At 61.7% G+C, this 26,009-nt stretch carries 38 protein-coding genes and 1 pseudogene; 8 read left to right on the top strand and 31 right to left on the bottom strand.

Going from position 1 to position 26,009, the window contains the following annotated elements; all coding sequences use genetic code 11:
* Positions 1-45 precede the first annotated feature (45 nt).
* Both HU766_RS07070 and HU766_RS07065 read left to right on the top strand, forming a co-directional pair.
* Complete coding sequence (locus HU766_RS07070; RefSeq protein ID WP_186654821.1) at positions 46-597, top strand: hydrolase; 552 nt, start codon at positions 46-48, stop codon at positions 595-597.
* 26 nt (positions 598-623) lie between these two features.
* Positions 624-1,676 (top strand): DUF1615 domain-containing protein, encoded by a 1,053-nt coding sequence (locus tag HU766_RS07065; protein ID WP_186654818.1) that lies wholly within the window; start codon positions 624-626, stop codon positions 1,674-1,676.
* Between the two features lie 52 nt (positions 1,677-1,728).
* Here HU766_RS07065 and HU766_RS07060 read toward each other — a convergent pair whose 3' ends face one another.
* From HU766_RS07060 to HU766_RS07020, 9 genes are all read right to left on the bottom strand, one after another.
* Positions 1,729-2,598: a zinc ABC transporter substrate-binding protein gene (locus HU766_RS07060; RefSeq protein WP_033698876.1), complete on the bottom strand. Its 870-nt coding sequence runs from the start codon at positions 2,596-2,598 to the stop codon at positions 1,729-1,731.
* Positions 2,595-3,494 carry a metal ABC transporter permease gene (locus HU766_RS07055; protein ID WP_033698874.1) on the bottom strand — a complete coding sequence of 300 codons (900 nt, stop codon included), beginning with the start codon at positions 3,492-3,494 and terminating at the stop codon, positions 2,595-2,597. The genes HU766_RS07060 and HU766_RS07055 overlap by 4 nt, the downstream gene beginning before the upstream one ends.
* Entirely contained in the window at positions 3,494-4,240 is a 747-nt protein-coding gene (locus HU766_RS07050) for a metal ABC transporter ATP-binding protein (protein WP_047581000.1), read from the bottom strand. The genes HU766_RS07055 and HU766_RS07050 overlap by 1 nt, the downstream gene beginning before the upstream one ends.
* Positions 4,237-5,139 (bottom strand): metal ABC transporter substrate-binding protein, encoded by a 903-nt coding sequence (locus HU766_RS07045; RefSeq protein WP_033698871.1) that lies wholly within the window; start codon positions 5,137-5,139, stop codon positions 4,237-4,239. The genes HU766_RS07050 and HU766_RS07045 overlap by 4 nt, the downstream gene beginning before the upstream one ends.
* 16 nt (positions 5,140-5,155) lie before the next feature.
* Positions 5,156-5,725, bottom strand: a complete 570-nt coding sequence (locus HU766_RS07040; protein ID WP_033698869.1) for a DUF6162 family protein — start codon at positions 5,723-5,725, stop codon at positions 5,156-5,158.
* Between the two features lie 11 nt (positions 5,726-5,736).
* Positions 5,737-6,057, bottom strand: coding sequence for a hypothetical protein (locus tag HU766_RS07035; RefSeq protein ID WP_033698867.1), 321 nt, complete (start codon positions 6,055-6,057; stop codon positions 5,737-5,739).
* Positions 6,054-6,593: a hypothetical protein gene (locus tag HU766_RS07030; protein WP_033698866.1), complete on the bottom strand. Its 540-nt coding sequence runs from the start codon at positions 6,591-6,593 to the stop codon at positions 6,054-6,056. The genes HU766_RS07035 and HU766_RS07030 overlap by 4 nt, the downstream gene beginning before the upstream one ends.
* Positions 6,590-7,783 carry a PepSY domain-containing protein gene (locus tag HU766_RS07025; protein WP_047580997.1) on the bottom strand — a complete coding sequence of 398 codons (1,194 nt, stop codon included), beginning with the start codon at positions 7,781-7,783 and terminating at the stop codon, positions 6,590-6,592. Before HU766_RS07025 ends, HU766_RS07030 begins: the two co-directional genes overlap by 4 nt.
* 168 nt (positions 7,784-7,951) lie before the next feature.
* Positions 7,952-9,286: a SidA/IucD/PvdA family monooxygenase gene (locus HU766_RS07020; RefSeq protein ID WP_033698863.1), complete on the bottom strand. Its 1,335-nt coding sequence runs from the start codon at positions 9,284-9,286 to the stop codon at positions 7,952-7,954.
* 174 nt (positions 9,287-9,460) lie between these two features.
* Between HU766_RS07020 and HU766_RS07015 the strand changes: the two genes are divergently transcribed.
* A complete protein-coding gene (locus tag HU766_RS07015) occupies positions 9,461-9,904 on the top strand; it encodes a hypothetical protein (RefSeq protein WP_186654816.1) in 444 nt (147 codons plus the stop codon).
* A gap of 28 nt (positions 9,905-9,932) precedes the next feature.
* On the opposite strand, the gene pbpG is transcribed toward HU766_RS07015, so the two are convergent.
* The 5 genes from pbpG to HU766_RS06995 form a co-directional block, all read right to left on the bottom strand.
* Complete coding sequence (gene pbpG, locus HU766_RS07010) at positions 9,933-10,859, bottom strand: D-alanyl-D-alanine endopeptidase (protein ID WP_033698861.1); 927 nt, start codon at positions 10,857-10,859, stop codon at positions 9,933-9,935.
* A 130-nt stretch (positions 10,860-10,989) separates the two neighbouring features.
* A complete protein-coding gene (locus HU766_RS07005) occupies positions 10,990-12,123 on the bottom strand; it encodes a tyrosine-type recombinase/integrase (protein WP_346656654.1) in 1,134 nt (377 codons plus the stop codon).
* On the bottom strand, positions 12,024-12,368 hold the full coding sequence (locus HU766_RS26555; RefSeq protein ID WP_346656652.1) for a hypothetical protein: 345 nt from the start codon (positions 12,366-12,368) through the stop codon (positions 12,024-12,026). The genes HU766_RS07005 and HU766_RS26555 overlap by 100 nt, the downstream gene beginning before the upstream one ends.
* Positions 12,369-12,405: 37 nt before the next feature.
* Positions 12,406-12,903, bottom strand: coding sequence for a hypothetical protein (locus tag HU766_RS07000; RefSeq protein ID WP_186654802.1), 498 nt, complete (start codon positions 12,901-12,903; stop codon positions 12,406-12,408).
* A gap of 54 nt (positions 12,904-12,957) precedes the next feature.
* Positions 12,958-13,878, bottom strand: a complete 921-nt coding sequence (locus tag HU766_RS06995) for a phosphohydrolase (protein ID WP_238338573.1) — start codon at positions 13,876-13,878, stop codon at positions 12,958-12,960.
* Positions 13,879-13,950: 72 nt separating this feature from the next.
* Between HU766_RS06995 and HU766_RS06990 the strand changes: the two genes are divergently transcribed.
* A complete protein-coding gene (locus tag HU766_RS06990; RefSeq protein WP_186654798.1) occupies positions 13,951-14,136 on the top strand; it encodes a hypothetical protein in 186 nt (61 codons plus the stop codon).
* 16 nt (positions 14,137-14,152) lie between these two features.
* Here the strand turns inward: HU766_RS06990 and HU766_RS06985 are convergent, their stop codons facing one another.
* From HU766_RS06985 to HU766_RS06965, 5 genes are read right to left on the bottom strand one after another with little or no spacing between them, the layout of a single operon-like run.
* Positions 14,153-14,635, bottom strand: coding sequence for a class I SAM-dependent methyltransferase (locus HU766_RS06985; protein WP_186654796.1), 483 nt, complete (start codon positions 14,633-14,635; stop codon positions 14,153-14,155).
* Complete coding sequence (locus HU766_RS06980) at positions 14,632-15,015, bottom strand: phage protein NinX family protein (RefSeq protein WP_186654792.1); 384 nt, start codon at positions 15,013-15,015, stop codon at positions 14,632-14,634. Before HU766_RS06980 ends, HU766_RS06985 begins: the two co-directional genes overlap by 4 nt.
* Complete coding sequence (locus tag HU766_RS06975) at positions 15,012-15,320, bottom strand: hypothetical protein (RefSeq protein ID WP_186654789.1); 309 nt, start codon at positions 15,318-15,320, stop codon at positions 15,012-15,014. The genes HU766_RS06980 and HU766_RS06975 overlap by 4 nt, the downstream gene beginning before the upstream one ends.
* Positions 15,317-15,568: a hypothetical protein gene (locus HU766_RS06970; RefSeq protein WP_024086938.1), complete on the bottom strand. Its 252-nt coding sequence runs from the start codon at positions 15,566-15,568 to the stop codon at positions 15,317-15,319. The genes HU766_RS06975 and HU766_RS06970 overlap by 4 nt, the downstream gene beginning before the upstream one ends.
* A complete protein-coding gene (locus HU766_RS06965) occupies positions 15,565-15,951 on the bottom strand; it encodes a hypothetical protein (RefSeq protein ID WP_238338572.1) in 387 nt (128 codons plus the stop codon). Before HU766_RS06965 ends, HU766_RS06970 begins: the two co-directional genes overlap by 4 nt.
* Positions 15,952-16,444: 493 nt before the next feature.
* On the opposite strand from HU766_RS06965, the gene HU766_RS26155 reads away from it, so the two are divergent.
* Complete coding sequence (locus HU766_RS26155; RefSeq protein WP_238338571.1) at positions 16,445-16,750, top strand: hypothetical protein; 306 nt, start codon at positions 16,445-16,447, stop codon at positions 16,748-16,750.
* A gap of 27 nt (positions 16,751-16,777) precedes the next feature.
* Positions 16,778-17,005: a hypothetical protein gene (locus tag HU766_RS06960; RefSeq protein WP_186654785.1), complete on the top strand. Its 228-nt coding sequence runs from the start codon at positions 16,778-16,780 to the stop codon at positions 17,003-17,005.
* Positions 17,006-17,731: 726 nt separating this feature from the next.
* Here the strand turns inward: HU766_RS06960 and HU766_RS06955 are convergent.
* Together HU766_RS06955 and HU766_RS06950 are read right to left on the bottom strand one after the other, a co-directional pair.
* Positions 17,732-18,657, bottom strand: a pseudogene (locus HU766_RS06955) (DNA cytosine methyltransferase).
* Positions 18,658-18,664: 7 nt separating this feature from the next.
* On the bottom strand, positions 18,665-19,444 hold the full coding sequence (locus tag HU766_RS06950) for a DUF2786 domain-containing protein (protein WP_186654781.1): 780 nt from the start codon (positions 19,442-19,444) through the stop codon (positions 18,665-18,667).
* Between the two features lie 103 nt (positions 19,445-19,547).
* On the opposite strand from HU766_RS06950, the gene HU766_RS06945 reads away from it, so the two are divergent.
* Positions 19,548-19,772 (top strand): hypothetical protein, encoded by a 225-nt coding sequence (locus HU766_RS06945; RefSeq protein WP_110160040.1) that lies wholly within the window; start codon positions 19,548-19,550, stop codon positions 19,770-19,772.
* Between the two features lie 49 nt (positions 19,773-19,821).
* Here HU766_RS06945 and HU766_RS06940 read toward each other — a convergent pair whose 3' ends face one another.
* The 3 genes from HU766_RS06940 to HU766_RS06930 all read right to left on the bottom strand — a co-directional run bounded on the left by HU766_RS06940 (position 19,822) and on the right by HU766_RS06930 (position 21,399).
* A complete protein-coding gene (locus tag HU766_RS06940) occupies positions 19,822-20,547 on the bottom strand; it encodes a hypothetical protein (protein WP_186654778.1) in 726 nt (241 codons plus the stop codon).
* On the bottom strand, positions 20,544-20,789 hold the full coding sequence (locus HU766_RS06935; RefSeq protein WP_186654776.1) for a hypothetical protein: 246 nt from the start codon (positions 20,787-20,789) through the stop codon (positions 20,544-20,546). The genes HU766_RS06940 and HU766_RS06935 overlap by 4 nt, the downstream gene beginning before the upstream one ends.
* A 64-nt stretch (positions 20,790-20,853) precedes the next feature.
* Positions 20,854-21,399 carry a hypothetical protein gene (locus tag HU766_RS06930; RefSeq protein ID WP_186654774.1) on the bottom strand — a complete coding sequence of 182 codons (546 nt, stop codon included), beginning with the start codon at positions 21,397-21,399 and terminating at the stop codon, positions 20,854-20,856.
* Between the two features lie 135 nt (positions 21,400-21,534).
* Here HU766_RS06930 and HU766_RS06925 point away from each other — a divergent pair, with 135 nt between their 5' ends.
* Positions 21,535-21,789, top strand: coding sequence for a hypothetical protein (locus HU766_RS06925; RefSeq protein WP_186654772.1), 255 nt, complete (start codon positions 21,535-21,537; stop codon positions 21,787-21,789).
* 100 nt (positions 21,790-21,889) lie between these two features.
* Here the strand turns inward: HU766_RS06925 and HU766_RS06920 are convergent, their stop codons facing one another.
* The 7 genes from HU766_RS06920 to HU766_RS06890 form a co-directional block, all read right to left on the bottom strand.
* Entirely contained in the window at positions 21,890-22,705 is an 816-nt protein-coding gene (locus HU766_RS06920; RefSeq protein WP_186654767.1) for a DUF2303 family protein, read from the bottom strand.
* A gap of 26 nt (positions 22,706-22,731) precedes the next feature.
* A complete protein-coding gene (locus HU766_RS06915; protein ID WP_014591200.1) occupies positions 22,732-23,079 on the bottom strand; it encodes a hypothetical protein in 348 nt (115 codons plus the stop codon).
* 88 nt (positions 23,080-23,167) lie between these two features.
* Complete coding sequence (locus tag HU766_RS06910) at positions 23,168-23,329, bottom strand: hypothetical protein (RefSeq protein ID WP_186654765.1); 162 nt, start codon at positions 23,327-23,329, stop codon at positions 23,168-23,170.
* A 2-nt stretch (positions 23,330-23,331) separates the two neighbouring features.
* The gene (ssb, locus tag HU766_RS06905; protein ID WP_186654762.1) at positions 23,332-23,829 is read right to left on the bottom strand and encodes a single-stranded DNA-binding protein; all 498 of its coding nucleotides are present in this window, start codon (positions 23,827-23,829) and stop codon (positions 23,332-23,334) included.
* Positions 23,826-24,158, bottom strand: a complete 333-nt coding sequence (locus tag HU766_RS06900) for a hypothetical protein (protein WP_186654760.1) — start codon at positions 24,156-24,158, stop codon at positions 23,826-23,828. The genes ssb and HU766_RS06900 overlap by 4 nt, the downstream gene beginning before the upstream one ends.
* Before the next feature lie 17 nt (positions 24,159-24,175).
* On the bottom strand, positions 24,176-24,559 hold the full coding sequence (locus HU766_RS06895; RefSeq protein WP_186654758.1) for a helix-turn-helix transcriptional regulator: 384 nt from the start codon (positions 24,557-24,559) through the stop codon (positions 24,176-24,178).
* Positions 24,560-24,981: 422 nt separating this feature from the next.
* On the bottom strand, positions 24,982-25,656 hold the full coding sequence (locus HU766_RS06890) for a polysaccharide lyase family 7 protein (protein WP_186654755.1): 675 nt from the start codon (positions 25,654-25,656) through the stop codon (positions 24,982-24,984).
* Between the last annotated feature and the right edge of the window lie 353 nt (positions 25,657-26,009).

Genomic DNA, 26,009 nt, shown 5'->3' with positions numbered 1-26,009 from the left:
CTTGCCTGGGGGAGGCTAGGCCTTTTCCCAGGCAAGGGGCAGACAATGCTGATCAATCCACACAAGGCCACGCTGCTGGTCGTCGACATCCAGGAAAAACTCATCGGCGCCATGAGCGACCCTGAGGGCACCCGCGCGCGGGCGCGCTGGTTGTTGGCGGCGACTGCCGAGCTGGAGCTGCCCACCGTGGTTTCCGAGCAGTACCCCAAAGGGCTTGGCCATACGTTGGCAGAGCTGATTGCTGCGTCGCCCGCTGCCGAGGTAGTGGAAAAAAGCCATTTTTCCTGTGTGGCCGCCGAGTGCCTGCCGGCCAGCCTGATGGCGCGTGAGCAGGTGATCGTCTGCGGCATGGAAACCCACGTTTGCGTGTTGCAGACCGTGCTCGGCCTGTTGGCGTTGGGCAAGCAGGTGTTCGTGGTCGAGGATGCCTGTGACAGCCGCACGGCCGCCAGCAAGGCTGCAGGCCTGGCGCGCATGCGCGCAGCCGGGGCGCACATCGTGACCCGCGAGATGGTGCTGTTCGAGCTGATGGGCAGTGCCAGCCATCCGCTGTTCCGCCATATCAGCAAGACCTACCTGGTCGGTGAGCAGCCCTGAACGCGCGGTTACTGGCGGCGGGGCTGATGGCCCTGGCGCTGCTGCAAGGCTGTGCCGGGCGCCGTGAAGAAGAACCAGAAGCGGACCCGGCCAAGGTGCGTGCGCAGTTGCTGCGGCTTTTACCCGCTCAGGCCAAGGACCGTGAGGGCTGGGCCAAGGACATTCAGCAGGCCTTCGAAGCCCAGCGCATTGCCCCCAGCAAGAGCAACTTGTGCGCGGTACTGGCGGTGACCGAGCAAGAGTCGACCTTCAATGCCGACCCGCAGGTGCCCAACCTGGGGCGTATTGCCCGTGACGAGATCGACCGCCGCGCCGCGCGCCTGCACATCCCGCGCTTGCTGGTCGACGGTGCACTGAAAACGCCGTCCGGCAACGGCCAAAGCTATCAGCAGCGGCTACTTGCGGTACGCAGCGAGAAGCAGCTGAGTGCACTGTTCGACGAAGTCATTGCCCGCCTGCCATTGGGCAAGACCTTGCTGGGCGGGCTCAACCCGGTGCACACCGGCGGGCCGATGCAGGTAAGCATCGAATTTGCCGAACAGCATGCCAAGGGTTACCCCTACACCTACGACGGCACGGTACGCCAGGAAGTGTTCAGCCGGCGTGGGGGCATGTATTTCGGGATTGCCCACCTGCTCGGCTACCCGGTGCATTACGACCGCCAGCTGTACCGTTTCGCAGATTTCAACGCAGGCTGGTACGCCAGCCGCAATGCGGCGTTCCAGGCTGCGCTGAGCAAGGTGGCGGGAGCCAACCTGGCCTTGGACGGGGACTTGATTGCCCCAGGCGCGATCATGCCAGGGAGCACCGAGCAGGCGGCGCGCAGGCTGGGGGTGAAGCTGGGGTTGCGCAACCCGCAGATTCGCAGCCAGCTGGAATTGGGCGACAGCCTGGCCTTTGAAGACAGCAAGCTGTACAGCGGGGTATTCGCCTTGGCGGATGCAGCGGCGGGTAAGCCGGTGCCGCGTGCGGTACTGCCTGGGATTCAGCTGAAGAGCCCGAAAATTACCCGCAAACTGACCACCGCGTGGTTCGCCGGCAGGGTGGATGAGCGTTATCAGCGGTGCATGAAGCGCTAGCGCTAAAACCTTGTGTAGGAGCGCCCTGCAAGGGCGCTCCTAGCACCAGGCGTCAGCTTTCGGTCAATGCTCCAACCACCTGCTCGACACTGGCCTTCAACCCTGCCACAGCATCATCGGCATCACTCTCCACCACCAACAGCGTCGCCCCAGAGGCCTTGATCACCTCGGCCACCGCGGCATCCGGCTGGCGGTGGTCGAGCACCAGCGCCACATCCTGATTCTTCAGGTTGTCCCCCAGCGCCTTGAGCGCCGCTTCATCCCACTTGCCCTCGGCCGGTAGCGCCTGCTCCACCACATCCAGGTTCAACCCGCTGGCCAGGTACCCCAAGCGCTCGGACAGGCTCACCACCGTAAGGTTGTCGACCTCGGCCAGTTGGGTCTGGCTGTTGGCCGTCAACTCCAGCAACTGGCGCTTGAGGCCTGCCAGGTTGCCTTGGATCTTCGCCTTGTCAGCCGGCGACAAGCGCTCAAGGTCATTGGCCACCACATCGGCCATGCGCCCGAGGTTGGTCGGGTTGAGCCACGGGTACGCGCCGTAGGCATCGTCACCGGTCACTGCAATCCCCGGCAAGGCACCGTCCACCGGCCGCGCCGCATCGATTTCGACGATGCGGATGTTGCTGCGCCGGGCCATCGGGTATAGCGGGTCGTCACGCCAGATCGAGCGTACGCCAATGACGGCGTCTGCCTGTTGCGCGGCCTTCTCCAGGGTGGCGCCGCCGCGGCCACTGAAGTAGGACGGCTGGCGGCTGGCCGGCAGGTTGGCAGGTGCGGCGCGCTTGAGTTGCACCGAGGTACCGTCGAGCAACGCCGTGGCCAGGCTGTGGGTGACGGGCAGGGTGGTCAGCACTTGCGTGGCGAAAGAGAGCGAGGGCAGGCCCGCCAGGGCCAGTGCCAAGGTCAGCTGTTTCAGGTTCATGCCGGGTTTCCTTGCAGGCGTGGAACGAGGGCGCGGGCCAGCGCGGCCAAGGCGAAGCAGATACCGGCCACCAGGATGATTGCCGCGCCCGAGGGCACCGGCAGGTCGTAGACGATTGGCAGCAGAATGCCGAGCAGGGTGCTCAGCGTGGCGATCAGCACCGAAATGAAGAAAAAGCCCTTCAGTGACTGGCTGACCAGGCGTGCGGCCGCCGCCGGTATCACCAGCAGCGCGCCGACCAGAATCGCCCCGATCACCTTCACCGAAGCCACGGTGACCAGCGTTACCAGCACCACGAACAGGTAGTCCAGGGTCTTTACCGCTACCCCGCGCACCGCCGCCAGTTGCGGGTTGAAACTGGCCAGCATGATGCGGTTGTACAGGGGCAAGGCCAGGGCCAGTACCAGCACCGCGACGATACCCAGCACCATAAGGTCCTGGGCACTGACGGTCAGTACCGAGCCGAACAGCACGTTCTCAAGGATATGCACGTTGATCTTGCCCGCCAGCATCAGCAGCAGGCTGGCGCCCAGGGCCAGGGACACCGACAGGAACACGCCGATCAGCGTATCCGGCGACAGCCCGGTGCGGTTGCGCAGGAAGTTGAGCAGGATGCCGAACAGCAGGCAGTAGCCGAACAGGCTGCCGTAGGGGCCGGTATAGGGCTCGCCCAGCAGGATGCCGATGGCCACGCCGGTGAGCGCGGCATGGCCGACCGCCTCGGAGAAGAAGGCAAAGCGCTTGACCACCACCAGGGTGCCCAGGCCGCCCAGCACCGGGCCGATCATCAGGCCGGCCAGCAGGGCATTGACCACGAAGCCGTAGGCCAGTGCCTCGGGCAGGTAGCCGGCGTTGGCCCATTCCTGGACCAGTTGGCGAAATGCTTCAAAACTCATCAGGCAAGGCTCTCGCTGCGCGGGTGAACGGAGAACAGGCTGAGCAGGCGCTCCGGGGTCAGGGCCTGTGCCGGTGGGGCGTCGAACAGTACCTGGCGGCTCAGGCCGGTGACCCGGTCGGCCAGGCGCAGCACGGCTTGCAGGTCGTGCTCGATCCATAGCACGGTGGTGCCGGACTGGCGCCAACTGTGCAGCAGTTGTTCGAAGACCTGGATGCCCGCTTCATCGAGGGCCGACATGGGTTCATCCAGCACCAGCAGTTGCGGCTCGGGGATCAGGCCCTGGGCCAGTAGCACCCGTTGACGCTCACCGCCCGACAACGCGCCCATGCGCCGTTTGCGCTTGTCGAGCATGCCGACCCGCGCCAAGGCGGCATCGATGGCCGGTTGCACGCGGCGCGACAGCCCCAGAAAGGCCGGCCGGCGCTGGCACATCGCGGCCATGAAATCGTCCACGGTCATCGGCAGGCCCCGGTCGAACTCCAACGCCTGGGGTACATAGCCGATCACCTCAAGGGCGCTGGGCCAGTGCAAAGTCAACTGGCCTTGGTGGGGCATCTGCCCGAGCAGGGTCTTGATCAGCGAACTCTTGCCGCCGCCGTTGGGGCCGACGATCGCATGCACGCTGCCGGCCGCCACGTTGAAGCTGACCTGCTCAAGAATGCGGGTACGCCCGAGGGTCAGGTCGATGCCGGCGAATTCGATGCGCGGGCCACTGGGCGCGTCGAGGTGGGCGGCGGCGGTCATGCGCGGTTCTCCTGGATGGCGCGGACCACGGTATCGAGGTTGCGCTTCATCTCCACCTCGTACTTCTCCTTGGTGTAGTCGCCGTAGGAAATGTGCGTCAGCGGGTACAGGCGCACGCCCGACTCGCGCTGGATGGTTTCGACATAGGCGGACGGGAAGTCCATTTCCGAGAAGATCACCTTGACGTCCAGCGCCTTGAGCTGGTCGATGGTTTTTTTCAGCTGGGCCGGGCTGGGTTCGATGCCATGGGCCGGCTCGACCACCGCTGTGACCTCCAGGCCGAAGTCACGCACCAGGTAGTCGTAGGCCGCATGGATGGTCGCCACGCGGAAGGTGGCGCTGGGTGCTTCGGTGACCTTGGCCAGGGCTTCGGCACGCAGGGCACGCAGGCGCTTGGCATAGGCGCGGGCATTCTGCGTGTAGAGCTTGGCGTTGTCGGGGTCGAGCTTGCCCAGCTCCCGGGCAATGTTGTTGACCTGGGCGATGGTGGTGCTGATCGACAGGAACGTGTGCGGGTTGACCACCTTGCCGGCACCCCGGGCGGCGATACCGGTGGCGGCCAGCAAAGGCACGTTCTGGTTGGCTTCAATGGTGGCGATGCCGGGCTTTTCGCTGGCGGCAATCATGCGGTCGGCGAAATCATCATGGCCGACACCGTTGAGTACCACCACATCCAGCGTACCGATGCGTTTGATGTCTTCGGCCCGTGGTTCGTAGGCATGCGGGTTGAACCCCGCCGGAATCAGCGGCACCACTTCGGCCTTGTCGCCGACAATGTTGCTCACGTAGCTGTAATACGGGTGCAAGGTAATGCCGATGCGCAACGGCTTGCCGTTATCGGCCAGGGCCATTGCCGGCAGGGCAAGGGCCAGAAGCAGGGCGAGGGCGGAGCGGAACATGGGGAAGTCCTTGGGTTCAGTGACGGTGTTCGCGGGTGACCCCGGCGTCGTAGTGGCTGACCACCTGTTGCCAGCCGGCGGCGATCAGGGCGGCGTGGCCCAGGTCATCCGGCGTGACGGCAGCGCTGTCGCGGCGTAGCCAGACATCTGCCTGGCCGCTGCTGTCGCCCGGCAGGATCAGCAGCAGGCTGCCCGCTACCTGCGGGGCCTGGCTGCGGCCCAGGTAGGCGCCGGTTTCCAGCCATGACCACTGGTGGCTACCGCGGCTCTGGCTGCCTGCGTCGACCACGAAGGGTGGCAGGCCTTCGTCGGCCAGGGCTTGCACACTGGGCACGGCGGCGGTTTCTTCACGCAGCAGCTGGATCTCGTCGAAGGCCACGCGCAGGTCGGTGTAAAGCCCCTGTTCAGCGGCGGTGAGGTCGCGGCGGGCGTCGATCTGGTGGCTGGCGATGGCCTGCTCGTCCTCGCGTTCGCCGCGCAGCATCACCACGGTAGCGGCAAGAATCACGATCAGCAGGCTGACCAGCAGCACGTACAGGGTTTCGTGCCCAGCGCCAGCCGGGCGTACGACCTGGGCACGGCTCATGGTAGGCGTGCTCATGGTTGGCCAATGTCGGCGTAGTCGACTTCGACAACGTGCCCAGGGCCGGCATCGAACAGCACGTAGAACTCACCGTCGGGGCGCTTGAAGGTGAGGGTCGAGTCGTCGCCGAGCTTGCCGCCAACCAGCACCTGCTCGTCGTAGCCGATCACATCCAGGGTCACCCCAGGGGCGCCGCTGCCATCCGAGAAGCCGCCGGTGCATTTGACCTGGCCGCTGGCGACCTCTTCGCATTCGCACATCGGGTTGTGTGCCAGGGCGGGGCCGGCGGCCAGCACCAGCAAGGGCAGGGCGAGCTTGCGCATCAGGTGTTTCATTTCTTGCCTCCTTGTTTTTCGAGCCACGCCACGGTGGCGGGCGAAGCCTTGGCCAGTGGCACTGAAGCTTGGTGCATGCTGCCGTCCCAGCCTTCGAGGGTGATCCAGATTTGTGCATCAGGCTGAGTGCGTGGCGGTATCGGCAGGTTGGTGCCCATGCGATACGGTGCGCCGAAGAAGATGGTGCCAGCGGCGCGCAGGCTGCGCGGTTTGCCAATGCGCAGGTAGACCGCCTTGACGTCATTGATGCACGCCTTGCACAGCGAGGCATTGAACGACTTGAAGTGGCCCGCCGGGCCGTCGGCGCGTGGCGCCTCGTCGCGCATTTCGGCCAGGTCCAGGCTGTAGGGGCCGACCTGGATGTCGCTGATCACGTTCACCCCAAGCCCCGCATCGCCGCGAAACAGCTTGGCGTCGGCGAAGTACTTGGGCATGAACCCCAGCGGGATGAGGATCAGCAGGATGTTCAGGTGAAAGCGCCACTTCAGCCACCACTGTTTGAGCGGGCTGGCGGGCAGGGTCTGGGCCTGGCTCATGGGCGGATCTCCACGGTGGTTTCACGGCTTGCCACGCGTGGCGCACGCTCGCTGCGCTTGAGGGCGGCGGCGGTCGCCTGGGCGGTGCGTTTGGTCCAGATCAGCAGGCCGCTGAATACCATCAGGGTGAGGACCAGGCCGAAGAAGAACCAGATCAGCTTGATCGGCAGGCCGCCAAAGTCGCCGGTGTGCAGGGGGCGCATGGACTCGGTGACAAACTCCAGGGCAGAGCGGTCGCTGATCAAGAACTGGCTGTCGACGGTGCGGGTGTAGGGGTTGACGGCGGCGGACTGGAACATCAGCGGGTACCAGCCGCGGCCACCCAGGGTGACATGGCTGTAGGCAGTAGCAGGCAGTGAGACGGAGCTGATCTCCAGGCCCGGGATCGCCAAGCCGGCGATGCGCGCCGCTTCATCCACATCAATGCGCGGCGCCTGGCTACCATCGGCTGTTTGCGGCACATCCTCACGGGCGATGACCGGCACGATAGGTCGGCTGGAGATGCTGATGTTGTTGTCGAACAGGATCGCCTGGATCAGGAACCAGGTGCCGGTAATGGAAATGACCGCAATGAACCAGATCGACCAGACCCCGGCCAGCCGGTGCAGGTCGCCCCAGAAGATACGCGAACCATGGCCGGTGCGCACTGGCTTGAAGAAGCCCTTCCAGAATTTCTTGTAGACCACCAGGCCTGTGACCAGCGAGGCCAGCATCGGCAGGCCGAGGATCGAGACGAGGTACCAACCCCAACTGAAACCATTGGTGAAGGGCACCAGCCACCAGCCATGCAAGGCGCGGGTGAAGCCTTCGAAGTTGAAGTCCGGGCTCTTGCCCTGGATGGCCCCGGTGTAGGGGTTGACGTAGAGCGTTGGGCTGGTGCCGTCAGGGAAGGTCACATCGGCGGTCAGCGCGAAGTGCGAACCATCCGGCTGCCTGAGCGACTCCACGGCCATGTCCGGCTCGGCCTTGTGCAAAGCGTCGAGCACCTGCTGATAACTCAAGCGTTCGGCATCGCCGTCAGGCTTGCTGGCGCGCACGTCCGGGTTGGCCAGCCAGACGATTTCCTGGCTGACCACGGCGAGCATGCCGGTAAAACAGACGATCAGCACAAAGAACCAGATCGGTAGGGCGAGCCAGCTGTGGACCAGGAACCACAGCTTGGATTTGGATTTTTTCGGTGATTTGGCCATCTGATCGTCTTCTGAAATGTGTAGTCGAGCTTATGCCCAACCTAGAGGGCTGCACCTATAAAGACGAATGAGAATGGAAATCCTGCCGTTTTAAATGCAAGCAAATGTTTCAGAAGGCGTAAGCCGGCCTTCGCGCGAGGCGTCAGGCCGGCTTGAAGAGGCGGGCAATCAGGCGCGGGTCAAGGCGACAGCCGGCTGCGAACGGCCGTTCAGGCGCGACAGGTCCTGGTACAGCGACTGGCCGATTTCGGCCGCGCGGGAGGGCAGCACCGAGAGCAAGGTATCGCTCAGGCCGTGGCTGTTTTCGCAGAAGCCTTGCAGGTAAACCGAGGCCTGCAGGTCTGGGCTGGCCAGGACCCGATAGTTGCGGTCGACGCTGAAGTCGTCCAGGAAGCCCGCCAGCGGCGCCAGCAGGTCTCGGTGCGAGCGACGCTCGTAGCCGGTGGCCAGGATCACCGCGTCATAGCGGTGGGTCTGCTGCTGACCGGTGGCCAGGTCGCGCAGGGTCAGTTCCAGGCCTTCACGGGTGGCCACCACCGCTTCTACCTGGCGTCGGCACAGCACGTTGTGGCGGAACTGGTGCGCGACCTTCTGGCGATAGAGGATGCCGTAGATGCGCTCGATCAAGTTCAGGTCGACCACCGAGTAGTTGGTGTTGTGGTACTCGCCCAACAGCTTGCTGCGTTGATCGGCCGGCTCGTTGTAGACCAGGTCGGTGTAGCCCGGCGAGAAGATCTCGTTGACGAACGGGCTGTCGTCGGCCGGTTTGAGGGCCGAGCCACGCAGAATCATGTCGACCTTGACCGACGGGTAGCTGTCGTTGAGGTCGATGAACGCCTCGGCGGCGCTCTGGCCGGAGCCGATCACCGCGATGCGCATCGGCTTGCCTTCGGTGCACGGCAGCTTGTTCAGGCTGCTCAGGTATTGGGAGTGGTGGAAGACGCGCGGGTCGTCCTTGAACGCGCCGAATTTTTCCGGGATTTTCGGCGTGCCGCCGCTGCCGACCACCACCGAGCGGGTGCGGCGGCTGTATTCGCGGCCCTGCTGGTCACGCGATACCAGGCGCAGGTGTTCGACCCGGCCGGCATTCACCTCGGGTTCGATGCGCACCACTTCCTCGCCATACACCGCCTGGGTGGCGAAGTGCTCTGCGGCCCAGCGCAGGTAGTCGTTGTACTCCAGGCGGCAGGGGTAGAAGGTGCCGAGGTTGATGAAGTCGGCCAGGCGCTGCTTCTGGTGCAGGTAGTTGACGAAGCTGTAGGGGCTGGTCGGGTTGCGCAGGGAAACCAAGTCCTTGAGGAACGAAATCTGCAGCTCGCTCTGGGTGGCCAGGGTTTCGCCGTGCCAGCGGTAGTCTTTCTGCTTGTCGATGAACAGCGCGTCCAGGGCGTGGCCCTGGGACTGAGCGAGTTCTTCCAGGGCGATGGCCAAGGCCAGGTTGGAAGGGCCGAAGCCCACGCCGATCAGATCTTTGATTGTTTCCTGGTGTGAGGACTGGCTCATGGCTGCGATTCCCTGAATGGTCGAATGTGGACGCCCGCCGGGGCTCCGGCTCCTGCGCAAGTACATTTCTTGGAACGAGCCAGGCAGGGGGGAATTTAAGCGGGCTAAAGAACTGCATGGGGCGGCCGATAGGGGGGTTACGGTAAGGACCTATCTTTCAGGCAGGGAATCGACATGAGCAGGATAACGGCAAGCAACCTGATGATCAACGGCGTCTCGGCGCAGACGCTGAGTGCCAATGCAGCCACCGAACGCGCGCAGGCACAAGAGGCCGGTGAGGCACTGGGACCCTTGAGCATCAGTAGCGACAGCATGAAGATTGCCGGGGCTGGGCAGGCGCAATCCACGGAGGCTGACAACGGCGACTCGGACGCCGTGAAGGAGCTGCGTCAGCTGATCAAGGACCTGCAAAAGCAACTGGTCGAGGAGCAGAAGCAGCTGGCCGCGCTGCAGAACAGCAAGATGGACGAAACTGCCAAGGCGGCTGCTGTGGGCGCCAAGCAGGCAAGCATCGCCACCCTCAACGGGCAGATCATGGCTGCCACGGCGCAGTTGCTGGAGCTGCTGCAGCAAGAGGGTGGCAGCAGCGCGGGCGGCATGGTCAGCGGCACGGCCTAGCAGGCCGTGCAGCCTTGGGTTATGGCGGTTACTCGGACGCCAGGCGGCCCTTGACCTGCCGATCGGCCTTGTACTGCATGGCCACTGCCGGCGCTGGCTTGGCTGCCCCGGTTTCCAGCCACTGACGCATGCGGCTGGCATCGGCGAAGTGGGTGTATTTGCCGAACGCATCGAGGATCACCATGGCCACCGGGCGGTTGTCCATTCGGGTCAGCAGCACCAGGCAATGGCCAGCTTCATTGGTGAAGCCGGTCTTGGTCAGCTTGATGTCCCAGTTGCTCTTGTTCACCAGGTGGTCGGTGTTACGGAAGCCCAGGGTGTAATTAGGCTTGCGGAACGCCACGGTCTTCTCGCGGGTGGTCGACAGCTCGCTCAGCATCGGATACTTGCGCGACGCCATCAGCAGCTTGGACAGGTCGCGGGCAGTGGACACGTTCAGCGTCGACAGGCCAGTCGGCTCGACATAGCGGGTGTGCGCCATGCCCAGGCTACGCGCCTTGGCATTCATGGCCTTGATGAACGCCGGGTAACCGCCCGGGTAATGGTTGGCCAGGGTGTTGGCGGCGCGGTTCTCCGAAGACATCAACGTGATCAGCAACGTTTCATGGCGGTCCAGTTGGCTGCCTAGGCGCACGCGCGAATACACGCCTTTCATCTCCGGGTTGTTGGCGATGGTCATGGTGAGCATTTCGTTCATCGGCAGCTTGGCGTCCAGCACCACCATCGCCGTCATCAGTTTGGTGACCGAAGCGATAGGGACCACGCGATCGGCATGGCTCGAATACAGTTCCCGGTTGGTATTCAGGTCGATCAGCAGCGCGCTGCCAGAGGCCAGGTGCAATTTGGCCGGGTCGCGTTGCACCTGGGTCGGGGGTTGTGCAGCAGCAGTCGACGGGAGGGTCGCGGTACCTGTGAGCAACAGCAGCAGGCTGAGGATAGACAGGGATGTTTTCACGTTGAGGCTCACTAAAGGTTGGTATGTCGTTGGCTGTGCAAGGGTTTTCCCCCAAAAACCGCTGCATTCTGGAGTATGGCTGAATTGCTGTCGAATGCCTTATGACTAAAGGGCGCTACGTGAACGAAATTTAATCCTGTACCAATTTTGTACCAATCAGCTGCATTTCAAGCTTCGCCAACTCGGCCCAATCGTTAGCAGAGTTCAGCCACTTGGCATAGGTGGAAAGGAGAACCTGAACCGAGTGCCCAAGCTGCCCCGCGATAAAAGCTGGATTCATCCCTGACATGAGGCACATCGTGGCATATGTATGCCGGCAATTGTACTGCGGCCGGTGTTTGAATCCCTTCGCTTCGACCGCCTGGTTGAAGTGCTTGCCTGCGGTTTCGGGCACGGTGATGTGTGGCGACGATCCCGATGGTTGGAAGATGAATGGCGATTCGGTTGAAACCCGCCGCTTCTGCTTCGATCGGTAGTGCGCGATCTCCTTTGCCCTGGCCAGCGCGCCCAAGGCACGACTGTTCAGCATCACGGTCCGGGTGTATTTGGTCTTGGTCCGCTCAATCACCTGCTTCTCGACCACGATCCGACAGACGTGGGCCGTCTTCTTCTCGAAATCGATCTCGTCCCAGCGCAGCGCCATTACCTCGCCCGTGCGCATGCCGGTGTAAAAGGCGAACTCATAGAATGCTGCGAACACCTGGTTGCACTGGGAAAAGTTCCCATACATCCACTCAATCAATGCTTCCGCCTCTTCAACGGTGAAGGGGTCGATCTGCTTCTTGTTCTTCTGCGGCAGCTGGATCGATGCCGCCGGGTTCCTTTCTACCACCTCGTCATACACCGCCGCCCTGAACATCGCCTTGACCCTGGCAATAGCGGCGCGTTTGACTGTCGAGCTCTTCCACTCGGTCTTCGCGACTACCTCCCTCAGCGCCATCGGCGTGACCGCCTTGATAGGCAGCGTCGCCAGATGTGGCATCCAGTAGTTGTTCATCAACCCCTTGTAATTGACCCGCGTGTCGTGCACCACTTCCAGGCTGTTCAGCCAGGTTTGAGCGTACTCGCCAAACATCAGCTCGTAGGCTGGCGCCGTATAGCTGGATGCCGGAAATAGCTCGGCGTACCGCTTTTCGTCTAACACGCCGTGGTTGGCCAGGCTGATTACTTGAGCGCGTAGATCGGCTGCCGCTTTGATCCCCTTGGCTGTTTGGGGATACGAGAGAGTTTCGGACCGACGCTCACCGTTGCAAGTAAAACGGATCCGGATTGATTTGCCGATGAACTCGACTCCAGTGGGTAACCCCAGCTTCCTTCCAGCCACGCTTCGTATCTCCTGATGCTGTAAAAAATCCGGCCGTCGATCTTTTTCCAAACCCCCTCAGGGATCACGCCACGGCTGCGTTTGCCTTCCAACGCCCGCTTAGTCGTTCCGACCAGTTCGGCCATCTTCTCTTCCGGTACCTTGTCGGATACATAGGCCACCGGCTGGCGTTCTTCGTCTTGCATGATGGTCTCCACGCCGCCTGTGGCGGCAGGTAGGTGGTCAGAGAGGGGCTTTGGCCAATACTGCGTCAGTAGCCTTGAGAGCGACTTGGGCATCATCGACGTAAGCCGGATCGAAGCCACCGGCGTAGTGGATCACCCGCTGGCAGGCGTCCAGTTCTTTGCGGACCAGTCGGAGCGCCTGAATCAGCTCTTCCTGCAGTGCCCTCTCAGCCCGGCCGATATCCCAGAACCGCTGACCCCAATGCCCCTCGGGCGGCTGGTTGATGCTCTGTTTCCCGGCAGCCATGGCGCCTACGGCTACATCGCATATCCCGCGCTTGTAGGCGTTGTCACCATCAAGGCTAAGGCCGCCCCGCCGGCGTATGGTGTTCAAGACCTCGTCTGTATCGACGCCGGGTCCCTTGAGGAGGATGTCTTGCTCTGGCTCACCCGGGGTGTAGATCACTAGTGACAGCTTGGCTTCGGCCGTCAGGTGGTTGCTGATTTTTACCAGTGCATCATTGGCGACTTCGTGGAATCGGTTTATTGCAGACATAGGTCATCCTCGCCCGGCAGCCGTTGCCGCCGGGGTTTGTTGAAGGAGGGGGAGTTACTTGGTCAGTTCGTGGCCAAATGGCACTCGGAAACCTGAGGCATTGAGGTGGCCACCACCGCCGTACTGCTTAGCGATTTCCGAGACGTCTAGGCCATCATCATTGCTGCGCAGGCTGAAGACTCGGCCTTCCGGTGTATCCCAGTAGCAGGCTGCGAACGGCTCGCCTTGCGACATCAGGTGGCCGGCGTCGCTGGTGAGCGTGTAGGGCAGGCTGGCCACCGGCACATCGTGACCGGCGATGACCAGGCGGCGCTTGGTCACAGCCACCAGCTCGGCAACGTCCTTCTGGTGCTTTCGCTCAATCGCGGCGCCGTCCGCGCGGAGGGTCTGCACATCAGTCGCCATGAGCGTGTCCCAGACTTCGAAGTCGTAGGGATAGCTAAATAGGTTGGCCTGAATCTCGCGGGTCCCATCCAACTGGAACAGCCACAGGTCCCTGTCCTCGATGTGGCGCAGTAGCATTGGCGGCTCCTGCCCGGGGAAGAAGTGGTCCCAGGCCAGCATGGCGCCGCTGCGGTTCATGTCGAAGCAGCAGGCGATAGCCGGGGAGTTCTGCGAATTCATGAAGATGTGCGCGCTTTCCCAGCCCAGCGCGACCGTGCCGTCGGCGTGCCGGCCATCGTGCCGAACGCCAGCGTGGAAGGGCGGGAACTTACCCAGGTCCTCGGCCGCCGACTTGTGATGATCCAGAATGATGATGCTGTGAGCCTTCCAGCTCAGCCTGGCCATCACTTCGTACTTGTAGCTGAAGTCCACAATGATGACGTCCTTGCCTTCAACGTCAGGCGGTTCCTGGCCGTGCACGCCGGCAACGAACTCAACCTGGTCGCCCAAGGCCTTACGGACGACCCAGGCGCCGCCGAAGCCGTCAGCGCAGTTGCCGTGGTAGATGCACATCGTTTTGCGTTCAGACATAGAGGTTCCTCGCCCGCACACAGGGGCGGGCACGCATGTTTAAATAGTGCCCCCAAAACAAGGAGCATTGAAATGGCAAAGGAAGCCAGAAAGCCGTTTGGCTACTTAGCGGTCACGCTCATACCCACGGGCATCGGGTTCGTTATGGGAGGACTGCTGTCAGATCAGCCTGCATTCATCTACAGCGGCCTGGGCATGGCTATACCTGGGGTGTTGCTAGCCGCGACGCACTTCTGGACGACCCGTCGGCGGGCTTGAGTTGTAGGGAAGGGGGTTAGGCGGCGAAGCGTTTCATGAAGGTGATCCAGTGCGTCTTTTCGCGTTTACCGGACTTGTGGCCAAACAGGGGTTTCTCTTCGGTCAGGGCCAGCAGCTCGCTGACCATCACCTGGGTTTCGTTCCATTTGAAGATCAGGATTCCCTCCGGCTCCAGCACGCGGAAGCACTCGGCAAAGCCCTGGCGGATGTCCTCCCGCCAGTCGCTGGTGAGCACTCCGTACTTAGCACGCATCCAGCTGTCCACGCCGGCCCGGGTTAGGTGAGGCGGGTCGAATACGACCAGGCGGAAGGTGGAGGACTCGAATGGCAGTCGGCGAAAGTCCATCAGCACATCGGGCTCAATCTTTAACACCCGGCCATCGCAGAGCAGGTGCTCCTCGTCGCGGATGTCACCGAACAGGGCGCGTTGGTCCTGCTTGTCGAACCACATCATGCGGCTGGCGCTACAGGGATCGAGCACTTTGGTCGCGGCACTCACGGCATCAGCTCCTTCGGTACCTGGACGGTACCGCCGAGCTTGGCTGCGACGACGGCGCGACAGGCGGCGACCAGATGAGTCGGTCCGCTTGCGTCACCTGCGTTGTCATTCACCCCGGTGCAGGCAAAATAGGCATTCGGATAAAGCCCGAATCCGATGCGGTGTTTGGGGAGCAGCGGCCCACCAACAGCCCAGTTTTCGTGCGGGGCATACCGGATATCGCGCACGGTGACCTCGCCGGTGTAGCGGACGAACACCCGCCACGGGTTGCCGTAGATTGGAGGCGCAAGGAGAACCTCCAGGCCCTCAGCCTTGCCCACCGCCCAGGCCAGTTGCTCGCCGACCAGGTCTGCCGTCTCCACTTCGATCAGGTCGGTCATGACGCAACCTGCTTGGCCTTGGCGGCCCTAGAGCGCTCGATGTTGCCGAACTTGCTCTTTCGCTGGATATCTTTGAAATTGCGGCAACCGGACATGAACAGCGTGGAGGTCAGGTCCTTGCGGCTCCGGCCAACCTCCATTACGCCTTTCACTCCGTGGCGGCAGAGCACGTATGCACTCTTGTAATCGCCGCTGCGCAGCATGGTTGTGTAGAACGCCAGGCGCATTGCCAGGCGCCAACTGTCGCTATCGTCAGACGGGCGCATGCGACGGGTGTAAAGCTGGCCTTTGCGATACTTGCTCACAGCTGATACCTCTCATCTATCCAGCGCCCAGGCGCTAGAGCGGGTGTAGGTTCGGGTTGGGTTTCGTGCGGGGAGAGTTGGCGCTCGTTGCCGGCCTGGAGCTGGCTGTCGGGGATGCAACTGATGCCGACCCCGTTCAGCAGGTAGCAGGTGACGCCGCGCTGGCTGTCGTGCTGCACGTCGATGACGTTCTCGGTTGCGCTGGCGCCGGTGGCCAGCAGCAGGAGGCAGAGGGCAAGGCGGGTCATGGCTGCGCCACCGGGCTGTCTTTATCGAGTTGGCAGCCATTGCTGCAGCCGCCGCAGGCGCCGCACTGCTCTGGCGTCTTACGCCGCGCCCACTGCACATGCGGGCCGTCCTCTGTGTCGAAGATGCCCATCAGGAACCACTCAGGCCCAGGCGACTCTGGTTCCCATCCGTTGCAGTGGGCCTCGCCGTCGAAGTAGGGGTGGTAGTCCAGGTCTGCATCCATGTCCCAGGTTTTCAGTTCCAGGCCTTGCTCGGCGGTCCAGGCCTTGTACGGGGCCGGGTCTTCAATACCGCAAAAGTCGGGAATTCCGGGATGGTGCCACCACCCGTTCTCGTCGCGCTCGACGGCCACAGATTGGATGAGCTTGATTTTTGCCGGCATGGTTTCTCCTTAAAGCCGTTGTTTTTCAGCTTTCATCGGGAATGAAATTGGGTGTGGATTGTCTACATGGCATACGGCCAGCTAGCCCCGCTAACCGGTAGTGGGGCTGTGAGAGTTCGGAGAGCTGTGAGAGAAAAGAAATGCTTGATTCCGACCAGAGATACCGTGCGTACCAGCTCCTCAGAGAACTCGATAGGTCGACTTCTTCATTGATGAACCGAGTGGCATACAGCTCATCAGGTAGCCTCTCTTGGGAGGAGGAGCTTGCAAATCAGCTCAAAAGCTTCGAGGAGTGGATGAAATTCGCTATGACTATCAGTGAAGAGTTGTAGAAGCTCCTACGAAAGCTATACAGGATAGGAAAAATGTATAAGTTTTAGCCGGTTGTCAGATTTAGTACTCAGATACGCAAAATGTGGTTGTCTAGCGGGATAGGTTCGCTATTTTTGATTTCTACTACCAAGGAGAACGCACCGAAGTTTCAGGAGGAATTATGAGAAATCGAGGACAACTGTTTTGGGATTGGGCAGACCTCAGCCTTCACCATCGAACCCATGACGAGATTCTTGATGATGGCACTCAGATCGATGTGCAAGTCAGGTTATCTCGCACTGGTAGCACGCAGATGTTCATAGGTGTCTATGCGCCATCTGGTACTGTGCTGCACGAAGAAGCCTTCAACTCCAGGCCTGGCGAGTCGATGACTAGGGCTTTGGCTTGGGGCGTTGGACGCGCTCGTCGCTTGGCTTATGGAAACCCTGCTACCAAACCGAGATCAGCCGCCGTAAGTGGTAGGTGAGGGCTGAAACGTTTGGAGGACAGACCCATGTCTTCAGTTAACGAATTGGAAATTCAATTGGAGCAAGCATTGCTTTCAGTGCTTGCTGCAGCAGACCAACTAGGTTTGGATCCGGAAAACCTGAGGTTGATCGCTATAGGCGGTCTTTTGGCCAGCAATAGCTGGCAGTGGATTGATCCTTACCAAACCCCCGGGACAATCGCAGTTTTGAATCGTGCGGTTGGTGCCGTGTCTTCGCGCTCGCAGTGCGAATAAAAGTTTCCTGAGTCTAGAGGGAGTACAACAGTGCTCCGGCTAACCAGCCGACTATCCTCTGTTGTTTCGCCAGGGCGAGGGACGTAATCCTGCTGGAAACGCTTTGCACGCTTGAGCTCATTAAACCCCGATCCACAGCAAGGAGACGTAAACCAATGGATCCCGTGCCGACAAATCAAGAAGTCGCCGAGGAAGTGGGTATTGATGAAGCTCAAGTGGAGCGGTACCGCACGGATACGCTCGAACTTGGTGATGGCTCGTGGCTTGTCCATTTCTCTTTTGAGATGCCGAGGGAGCTAAGGCACAGTTTCACCGGTAGCTTTACCGCAATAATCCCGAGCAAATCCCTAATCGCGGATGCTAGGTCGGAGGATTGAGCGTCTTGCATTGCCACCTGGGGGGATTGCCTGATAGCTGGGAATGGCGCTTTCGCATTTGGCTATTTCAGTACTGCCGGATCGGTTTTCTGTGGGCATGGGGATACCTCACGGTCATCAGGACCGAAATGGCTGTCAAGGGGGTAGGGGCTGCGAGAGAGTTTTTCCCTGTAGGAACGCTTCCTACAGCTTTCACCCGTCGCTATGAAAAGTGTCGTGACAAGAAGATTGGCGCTCTTCCATATCAGAGGCGTCACGCCATGAATCGACTCACCAACCTTTTCAATTTCATTGCTGCCTTTCTGCGAGCTCTCTACTGGCTCTTGCGTATTTGGCTGCTGTGATCGGCTCAAGCGGCTTTCAAAAGGGCTTCGATTACGCGCTGGCCAGCCAGCGGTGGTACCCCGTGTTGCCGGCCATGTGCATGGTCAGCCGGTGGCTGTTCGGGCGCAGGGTGTCGGCAGGGAACGACATGGCGGCCAGGGCCTCGCTGGCGCTGAGCATCCGCATGCGGCAACCGTCGACCAGTGCCCAGCGGTCCAGGGTGGTGATGGTGCCGATTGGCCGATTGATGTCGCGGCCGGTGGTGCCAGAACCCTTGCCGTAGTAGGGCATGATGAATCGGTCGCCAAAGCGCTGGCGCCCGTTGCTCACCCGGTCAAGCGTGGCCTGGGCCCGGCCTGGCTTTTCGATCTGCGACCAGCGCCCGGCTTCGAAGTCGAGGAAGCTGGCGGCTGGTACATGTCGTTCCTGCGCCAGTTGCAACATCAGCGGGGCCTTGCTGCGCGTCAGCACCATGAACAGGCGCACCCTGTGCTGCGGCACGCCAAGGTCGGCGCAGTCCACAATGTGCGGCGCGGCCTGATACCCAAGCGCCTGTACAGCCTGCAGCCAAGCCGGGTACAGCACCCAGTCGGTGAACTCCGGCACGTTCTCAATCACTGCCGCCTCCGGCCGGTGAAACTCCAGCGCCGATACCGGGGCCCAGGCCGTCGAGCGCGATGCGTCATGCTCAGGGTTACCCGACTTCTTGCCGCGTGCTTTGGCGTGGCCCTGGCAGCAGGGCGAGGCGAGTAGGATGTCGTGCGCCGGTACCTGCTCCCAGCGCGCCTGGTGCAGATCTTGGCAGACGTGCTGCGTGCCGGGGTGGTTGGCGCTGTGCCATTCAACGGCCACCGGCCAGTGGTTTGCCGCCCAGAGAACCTGGACGCCCGCGGCGCGCGCGCCGGTGCTCCATCCGCCGAGGCCGGCAAACAGGTCGATTGCTGTGGTCATGTAATCCTCATGCTCTGGCCAGTTGGAGCTGGGCTTCCCCGCCTGTAGCCAGGCCGGGATTCAGTTCAACGCGCTGACCGGCCAGCAGGCCGGCGATTTGTGCATTCAGATCGAGGTCAAGTTCTCTAACCTTTCGGGCTTTTCCGATCTCGCGATCTGCCAAGAACTGCTCGATCAACGCTTTGTCATGCGATTCAACTGCTACCAGATCCCGCCCGTTGGAGTGCTGGCTGATTGCAGGATCCTCTTCACCCCGCGGGACCAGCTCGTGAATCTTGCCGTGGACTGCCGAAACCCAGGCCAGCGCAAAGTGATCCCCAGCGGTATCCGGTGAGTAGGCGCTCCTACGCTTGCCGGTGCGAACCTGCGATACATAGGCGCGCCGTGCAATGGTCAACTGGTTCAGCAGTGTTTCGTAGGCGTACATCGCGATCTGCGGTGCCGGGGTTACACCAACGAATATTGCACGTTCGACTACACGGCTAGTGGCGTCGCACCAGTGCCTACGGGACAGTGGCCGTACCCCGAAGGCCTCAGCGATAATGGCGCCGAGGTGACGGTCCCATGTCGGTCTCCGGTTGGCCCTGCTCTTTTCCGACTCCACCTCTCCAACACCACTGAGTCGCACGTCCATTTCAGTGAGGCGATACTCGCGCATCAGCGACTGGGCTTGGCGCATGGCCGTAGCTGCCTCGTTCTCATTCGAGCTTTTGGAGAGGGCCAGGCAGCGCTTGATCTTGCGGATGACCCGCTCGAGCTTGCTTTCGTCGTGCTGTTGTTCGGTCATGTCGTTGTCCTTGCGTGCAGGCGCCGCCCTCGCCGGGGTGGCGTGATTCGTTGAAGTGGGTTATTCGTGTGACACGGCATGGAGCCGTATTAAGGAGAAGCTGGTGCGTTACAACTTGAGTGACAGCATGATCAAGGTCGGCATGACTCTTGATGAGGTTACGGAAATTGTTGGCGAAGAAGCGCTTGGAGGTTGGGGGAAGCGCGGACTCATGGGTAGGCCCGAAAGACAAAAGAGCTTCTACTTCATGGACCAAACGAAGTGGTGCGTTGTCTGGTTCGACGATTCTGACGTGGTAGTTGCAAAGACCACGATGGATATCCGTTGAGTGCTTAACGACGCTCTGCGGGAATGATCGAGGCCCGCGAGGCGTGGGCTTACAACGCCATTTCCGCCTGGGAATTTCGCTGCCAGATCGGCGCGCTATTGTGAGCCTCGATTCGGTCTGCGATCACGCTGGCGCGCTGCCCAGCCGATGGCGGGGTGTACATGCCGAACCGGCTGATGCTGCCGCCGTTCACCGCGGCGTTCGTGCTGTCAGCCGATGCCAGCGGCAGGCCTTGGAAGATTGCTGGATCAAGCATTCGCAGCCCGTGCAGGCGACAGAGTGGCCGGCCTTGGTCATCGCAAATGGCGTCCATTGCGGCGCCCATGCGCTTCCACCACGCGGCTGTGCCCGATGAGCGCCATTGTCCGGAACTGCCTAGGGCAACCATGCGCCAGGCCTTGGCCAAGCGCTGCAGGCGCTCTATCGACTCATGCATGTGCCAGACCGGCACCCCGGGCAGTTGGCCAGGCCATTGCTCGAGCAGCCTATCGTTGGTGTCTTCGTCCCCATCAATAACATCAGGGATCAATGCCCAGTCGAAGCCGGGGTGCCGGTGCCAGTCATCCACCCAGCGGGTGTAGCCGTGCACGTCGACCTGGCCGCCCTTCTTCCAGACTGTGAACGCGCCGTTGTCGAAGACGAAGGATTGGCAGGCCTCGGCGACGATGCCCATGTCATCCTGTCGAGGGAATGGCACCAAGGCGTGCCTGCCGGCAAGCAACCGCGCCGCGTCCTGCCGTGATCCGCCGATGGGCGTGCCGTGGTAATGGATCATCCGCTCAGCCTCACCGATTCGATCTCGACGCCCTGGTGCAGTGCCTTGATCACCAAGTCACCGTCGAAGCGCTCGGCTAGCTCGTCGGCGATCTGCTCCTGATAGCCTTTTTTGATGAGCGCGATGGCCGTCTTGATGTGCTCGACGAGGATCATCTGCGGGCTACGGATCTCCAGGCTGTAGACGATCACCTCGGCGTCGTTCGGGCAGACCGCGGTGAATGTGTGGCGATAGATGTTCATGGGCGATCCTCGCCGGGGAGGCGTTATCGTTGAATAGGGGAAGGCGCTGGCGGGCAGCGCGGGATCATGCGGCGACGGGGTACTGTTTCGCCAAGGCCTGCTGAACTGCCGCGATGATGCGGCAGAGGTAGTCCCAGTCAGGGTTTCGCTCCATGGCATCGGCCGGCAGGTTCCACCAGTCGTCACCGAACACGCGATGCATGAACTCGCGGTGGGCGCCGCCGCACTCATCTAGCGAGCTGGTGTGGCGAACATCCTCGGCCTCGTCGATCAGGCTCCGGGCGTCTTCTGCGTCCAGATCCCGATCACGCCGCATTTGCACGATCACCTTCCGCGCTTTGTCGGCCAGCGCTTCAGCACTGAACCGGCGAGAGCTCAGGGCTCGGTCGAAGTAGCCGATGATGTAGGCGTCGTGCAGCTTGCAGAAGAACTGGCCGATGTTCAGACCATCCCACATGCCACCCCAGTAGGCGTGCCAGGTCTTGTCGTAGCAACTGACGGTGATCTTGCCTTTGCAGGGCTCGAAGTCTTCGAGGTAGACGCTGATCGGGTCAAGGCCTTCGGCGCCGGTGATCAGCAGCTTGGTGACTGTCGAGGTCTCGACTTGCATTGCGGTACTCCATGCATGCGCCGCCCTCCGTGGCCGGATGCGGCATGGTTGTTCGAGTTAATGGTCGGACTGGCTTAGCTGACTTGGATGCGGTATTAGAAGTCACCGGCAATGTGCCGAGCTAAGGAGGTTCTTGTGGCTACCGATTTCAGCAAGGGGCGGTATAACGTGTTTAAGGGGCGCATTCCCGGACAGTTGCCGATTGGCAGAATTGACGAAGACGAGTTCGTGCGATCGTTCTCAGGCCCAGATCTTCTCTACCGTGTTGACGGTGACGAGTTCTATGACCTGAAGGGCAATTATGTGGGGGCGATAGTCGAGACCGGTTCGGGTAGCGCAATGGTCATGGACAGCAATAACAACTGCCTATTCGTGATCGACCCCGAGTAAGGCTTGCTCGCGGCCAAGACGAAGCGCTTGTGCCGCGCTGAACTGCTGAAGCCTCCGCGCCACAGCCGGTGACACCGTGATTTCGTGCGCAGAGGTTTTATCACTTCGCGTCGAACGTGCCCAAGGACAGCTTTGCAGCGGTGCCGACCTTGTCGTCGAGAACGGCTTTGAACTCCTGAGCGATGGCCTCTCGCTGGGCTTCCTCGCCGATCCAGCGCAGCTTCAGCACGGGTTGCGAGCCGCCGGTGATGACGGACACACGCAGGCGGATCACTTGCTCGCCCAGGCCTTCGAACGGGATGACCTTGAAGTCGAGCCAAGCCGGCAGAGTTTCTTTGCTGCTGGCCTCGATCTGGTCCATGGTGCTGCGACTGGCGCGGGTCTCACCGACGGCGTGGTCGCTCTCGGACGATGCCTTCACGGTGATGGTGCGAACCGCGGCAATCGCTTTGGCGATGGTCATGGTCTGGCCGTTTTCATCGGTGGCCGCCAGGTGCTGGTTCCAGTCTTCGATCCAGTCGCTCATGGTCTTCTGCACCAGGCTCTGACCGCACACCGCCTGAACGGCGGCGAACGCCGCGGAAGCCTTTAGGCTCAGTACGGCGCGGTCATCGGCATGGCCTGGATCTTCGGCGGTGCCGATGTTGAACAGCACGATGCAGCTCATGTTGTCCTGATCAATGAAGCCTCGCGCTGCTGGCGCGGCGCGCTCGACGACGTAGGCGCTGTAGTCAGCCAGCGAGTGAGTGGCGAAGGTGCCGCGGAAGCGGTTGCGACCGGCCTGGAAGCGCTCCAGGTCAACCACATTGAAGTTCTGCGGGAGGACGGCCACCTGGCCGAGGGCTGGCAGCTGAATGCCAGCGGCGGCGACGGCATTTTCTTGAATCAGTTCGAGAGCTTCTTTGCTGAGGGACATTCGCTTTTCCTTGTGGGTGCAGTGAGTTACGAGCGTGGGTGTACAGGTGCTTCGTCACGGGTGAAGAGCTGGTCGTGCTTTTCGGGGAACAGAGAGATGTTGCCGCCGGTACCGACGTACATCGGCGTGTCGAGGCTTGTGTTCTCGCTGCGCGTGCCGCGCTTGGTAGGCACCTTGTAGTCGAGCTTGTGCTTGATCTTTACCTGGTGGGAGTCGCCGATCTGGCTGAAGTCCAAGGTGATGGTGATCTTTCCGGTTTTGCCGTGATCGACGACGCCCGCGGCTACCTCGGAGAGGGCGTGGCCAATCTGGCTGGCGAAGGCGCCGCCATTGAGCTCCTGCAGGAACTCGGTGGTGTCAGTGGGCTTGGACATTGCTGCGTCTCCTGGTGAACGATGCCGCTGGGCGGCAGATTGATGTGCTGCTGGCGCCGGCCGTGCCGGACGCGCGCGGTGATGCGTTTCAAGCTGAAAGCTCCATGTCTCGGTCGTGCCAGCCAGCAAGCCACCAACCGCAGTTGACCGTCATCAAGGCATAGGGCTGGGCGTCGCGTGACTTGTTGTTGTCGCGGCAGTCGCGGCCTAGGTAGTACGCGATGGGGTAGACCCTCTGCCTGCGCTTCATGGCTAAGCCCCGGCGAGGTGATGCATCGGCGCGAACGGTATGTCGTCGTCGAAGCTGTCGTGGTCAGGCGGCGCGGCCTGCTGGTTTTGCTGTTGGGGCGCGGGGCGATGTTGCCGGGGCTGCCGGTCGGGGGCCTGGCCTGGCTGCTGACCCTGCGGTTTGCCGCCGAGCAACTGCATGGTGCCGCGCATGTCGACGTGCACCTCCGTGGCGTATCGCTTGATGCCGTCCTTCTCCCACTCGCGAGTCTGTAGCTTGCCCTCGATGTAGATCTGGGAGCCCTTTCGGGCGTACTCGCCGGCGATCTCCGCCACTTTCCCGAACATCACCACCCGGTGCCACTCGGTGCGCTCGACCTTTTGGCCGGACTGCTTGTCGGTCCACTGCTCGCTGGTAGCCAGGCTGAGGTTGGTCACCGCCTGGCCGTTTGGCAGATAGCGCACCTCCGGATCCTGGCCGAGCATGCCAACCAGGATGACCTTGTTTACCCCTCGGCTCATGACGAAAAAGCTCCGGCCATGACGATCAGCACCAGTGCCCACAAGGCCGCCCAGCGAGTGCGGGCGTCGTCAGGCGGACTGACCTTCAGCACCGGTACCGACTTTGCGTTCACCGCGCGCTCCAGGCTCTCGGCGTAGGTCACCGCGTCGAAGTAGCGCCGGCGCTGGCCGTACAGTCGGTTGTCGTCGGAGCCCACGATTGCCCAGCTGTTGTTCGCGCCCGGCTGGACAAAGAAGCGGGAATTGCTGCGGAAATGGGCGGCTGCGGCTTCTGCCTGCTGCTGCACCTGCTGGTATTGCACACGGCTGTTGCGGATGGCTGCGTTCATGAGTTGGTCCTTGTTGGTCAGGCATGGAGTTCCAAGGCTTCTGCCTTGCGAACGATTCGAACTTGGGCGGTGCGGCGCTCCGGTGCGCGACGGTCGCGGCGCATGGGGTCGCTGTCATTGATCACCGCATGCATAGCGATGAGGCCGGCGAGGGCGATGCATAGCGGGCTGATGATTTGCTGGCGCATGGCCTTGGTGACTGCTTCGATGCGGCGGCCGGCTTCCAGCTTGAACAGCGCGGCCTCGATGCGGTTGGCCACGGTGCCGGGGCTTACCGCCATCTGGCGGGCGATTTCCTTAGTGGTGAGGCCCTGGGCCACCCAAAGCAATGCTTCAAGCTCGCGCGGAGCCAGCGCCTTGCCGAGCTGGCCAATCCATGAGCCGCAAGTGATCGTTTCCATGATTGTCCTCAGCAACCGCATTGGTCAGGCGCCAAGCGCGGGTGACCAAACCCACCGTGAAAGGTGGCCTGGCGCCTGCCTAATGCGGTCGATGTGAAGGGAAAGGGTGCAGGCGGTGAGCGCTACCTCACATGCATCTGGTCTGGCCGGGTGGGCCCCGGATTCGCCTGCGTGTACGTCGATTAATCTTTACTGCGGTGAGCCTTAATTTGCATATGGTCAACGGTGATGCGCTTTAAATCGATGAAAACTGCATCGGTGATCCACATTCCGGGGCAAACCGGGTGACCGGACGCCTCACCAAAGGGCGAGACGCTACCCAGGCTCACAATTCGCGGCGATCAACTCGCGTTCAATGTGGATCACCGATGCAGCCTGCGATGGGGAGCAGGGCATCGGGCCGTCTTTCCGGCTGTAATGGGTCAGCGATGCGTCAACGAGAGGCTGCTGATAATGCAGATCGACCCATCTTCAGCCGGAGTGGCATCCGTGTAATCGACCTGGTTGTAGACGCCGCCGTGGAAGTTCAGCAGCGATGAGCGCCAGGAACTGTCCATGTGGAGACTGCCGGACGACCCGGCCTTGCCATTGCAACTGGCGGTCACGGTCAAAGCGCCCGAGGCGAGCACGCGGATAGTGACGGTGAACTTCGAACCCAGAGGCACGCCTTTGAGCAGGGTGGTATTGATCGGCGTGGCCTGGTCAAACGTTTCGCGGAAGCCCAAGGTGATGTTGCCTTTGCTCCAGAAGACCTTCACTGGCGGGCTGTCATCGTCCTTCACGTGCAGTTGCGAGATCACCACTTTCTGCGCGGAGTTGACCTTCGTGAGTGTCATCTCCTGCATGTTGATGTGTTCGGCCGCGCTTGCCAGAGCCCAGTACACCGGCTCTTTCCACTCGCAGCGGGTGCGGTGTGTGCTTTTGCTCGAAGCACCTTTCGTTGGGGCTGAAAACTGTACTGATCCGTCGGACAGGACAGTGACGACACTGGGGAGCTGAGCGATCGCCTCGGCGCCACTGAGCTCCAGTGCTACAGGATTGGTGGAGGAAGTAGCTACGGGAGTGGTTATCGTCAGGTTGTTGATGTTTACGGTCATTGGCACTTCTCCTGGTGGTGATAGGGGGGAAGGGTGTCAGCCCAGTACGGACTGCGGCTCGGTTGCCGTCGAACCGTTCAGCTTTTTCAGTTGCGAGCTTGGTCGGCTCATGCAGGTGATTTCCCGTCTGGCCCTGTCGCCAAGGCCAGCCAGTGAAATCTCATTTCCGTTCCATGCTTGTTGCCGCGGCTATCCCCACCTGGCCGGGTCACACATTTCGTGTTCGGTGTTCTTCCCGACTGGCTTGCATGGTTTGGCGTCCTCCCATGAGGGGAGTCCGGCAGCTATCCAGAGGCTGCGTGGTCGACGACTTAGCTTGTCCCGACCCAGGTAATGGCCTGGGTGCGTCGAGG

Source organism: Pseudomonas sp. SWRI77 (assembly GCF_014269105.1).
In the GTDB taxonomy this organism is placed as follows: domain Bacteria; phylum Pseudomonadota; class Gammaproteobacteria; order Pseudomonadales; family Pseudomonadaceae; genus Aquipseudomonas; species Aquipseudomonas capeferrum.
The sequence above is the reverse complement of the archived record's forward strand: the minus strand, read 5'-3'. Positions and strand labels throughout refer to the sequence as shown.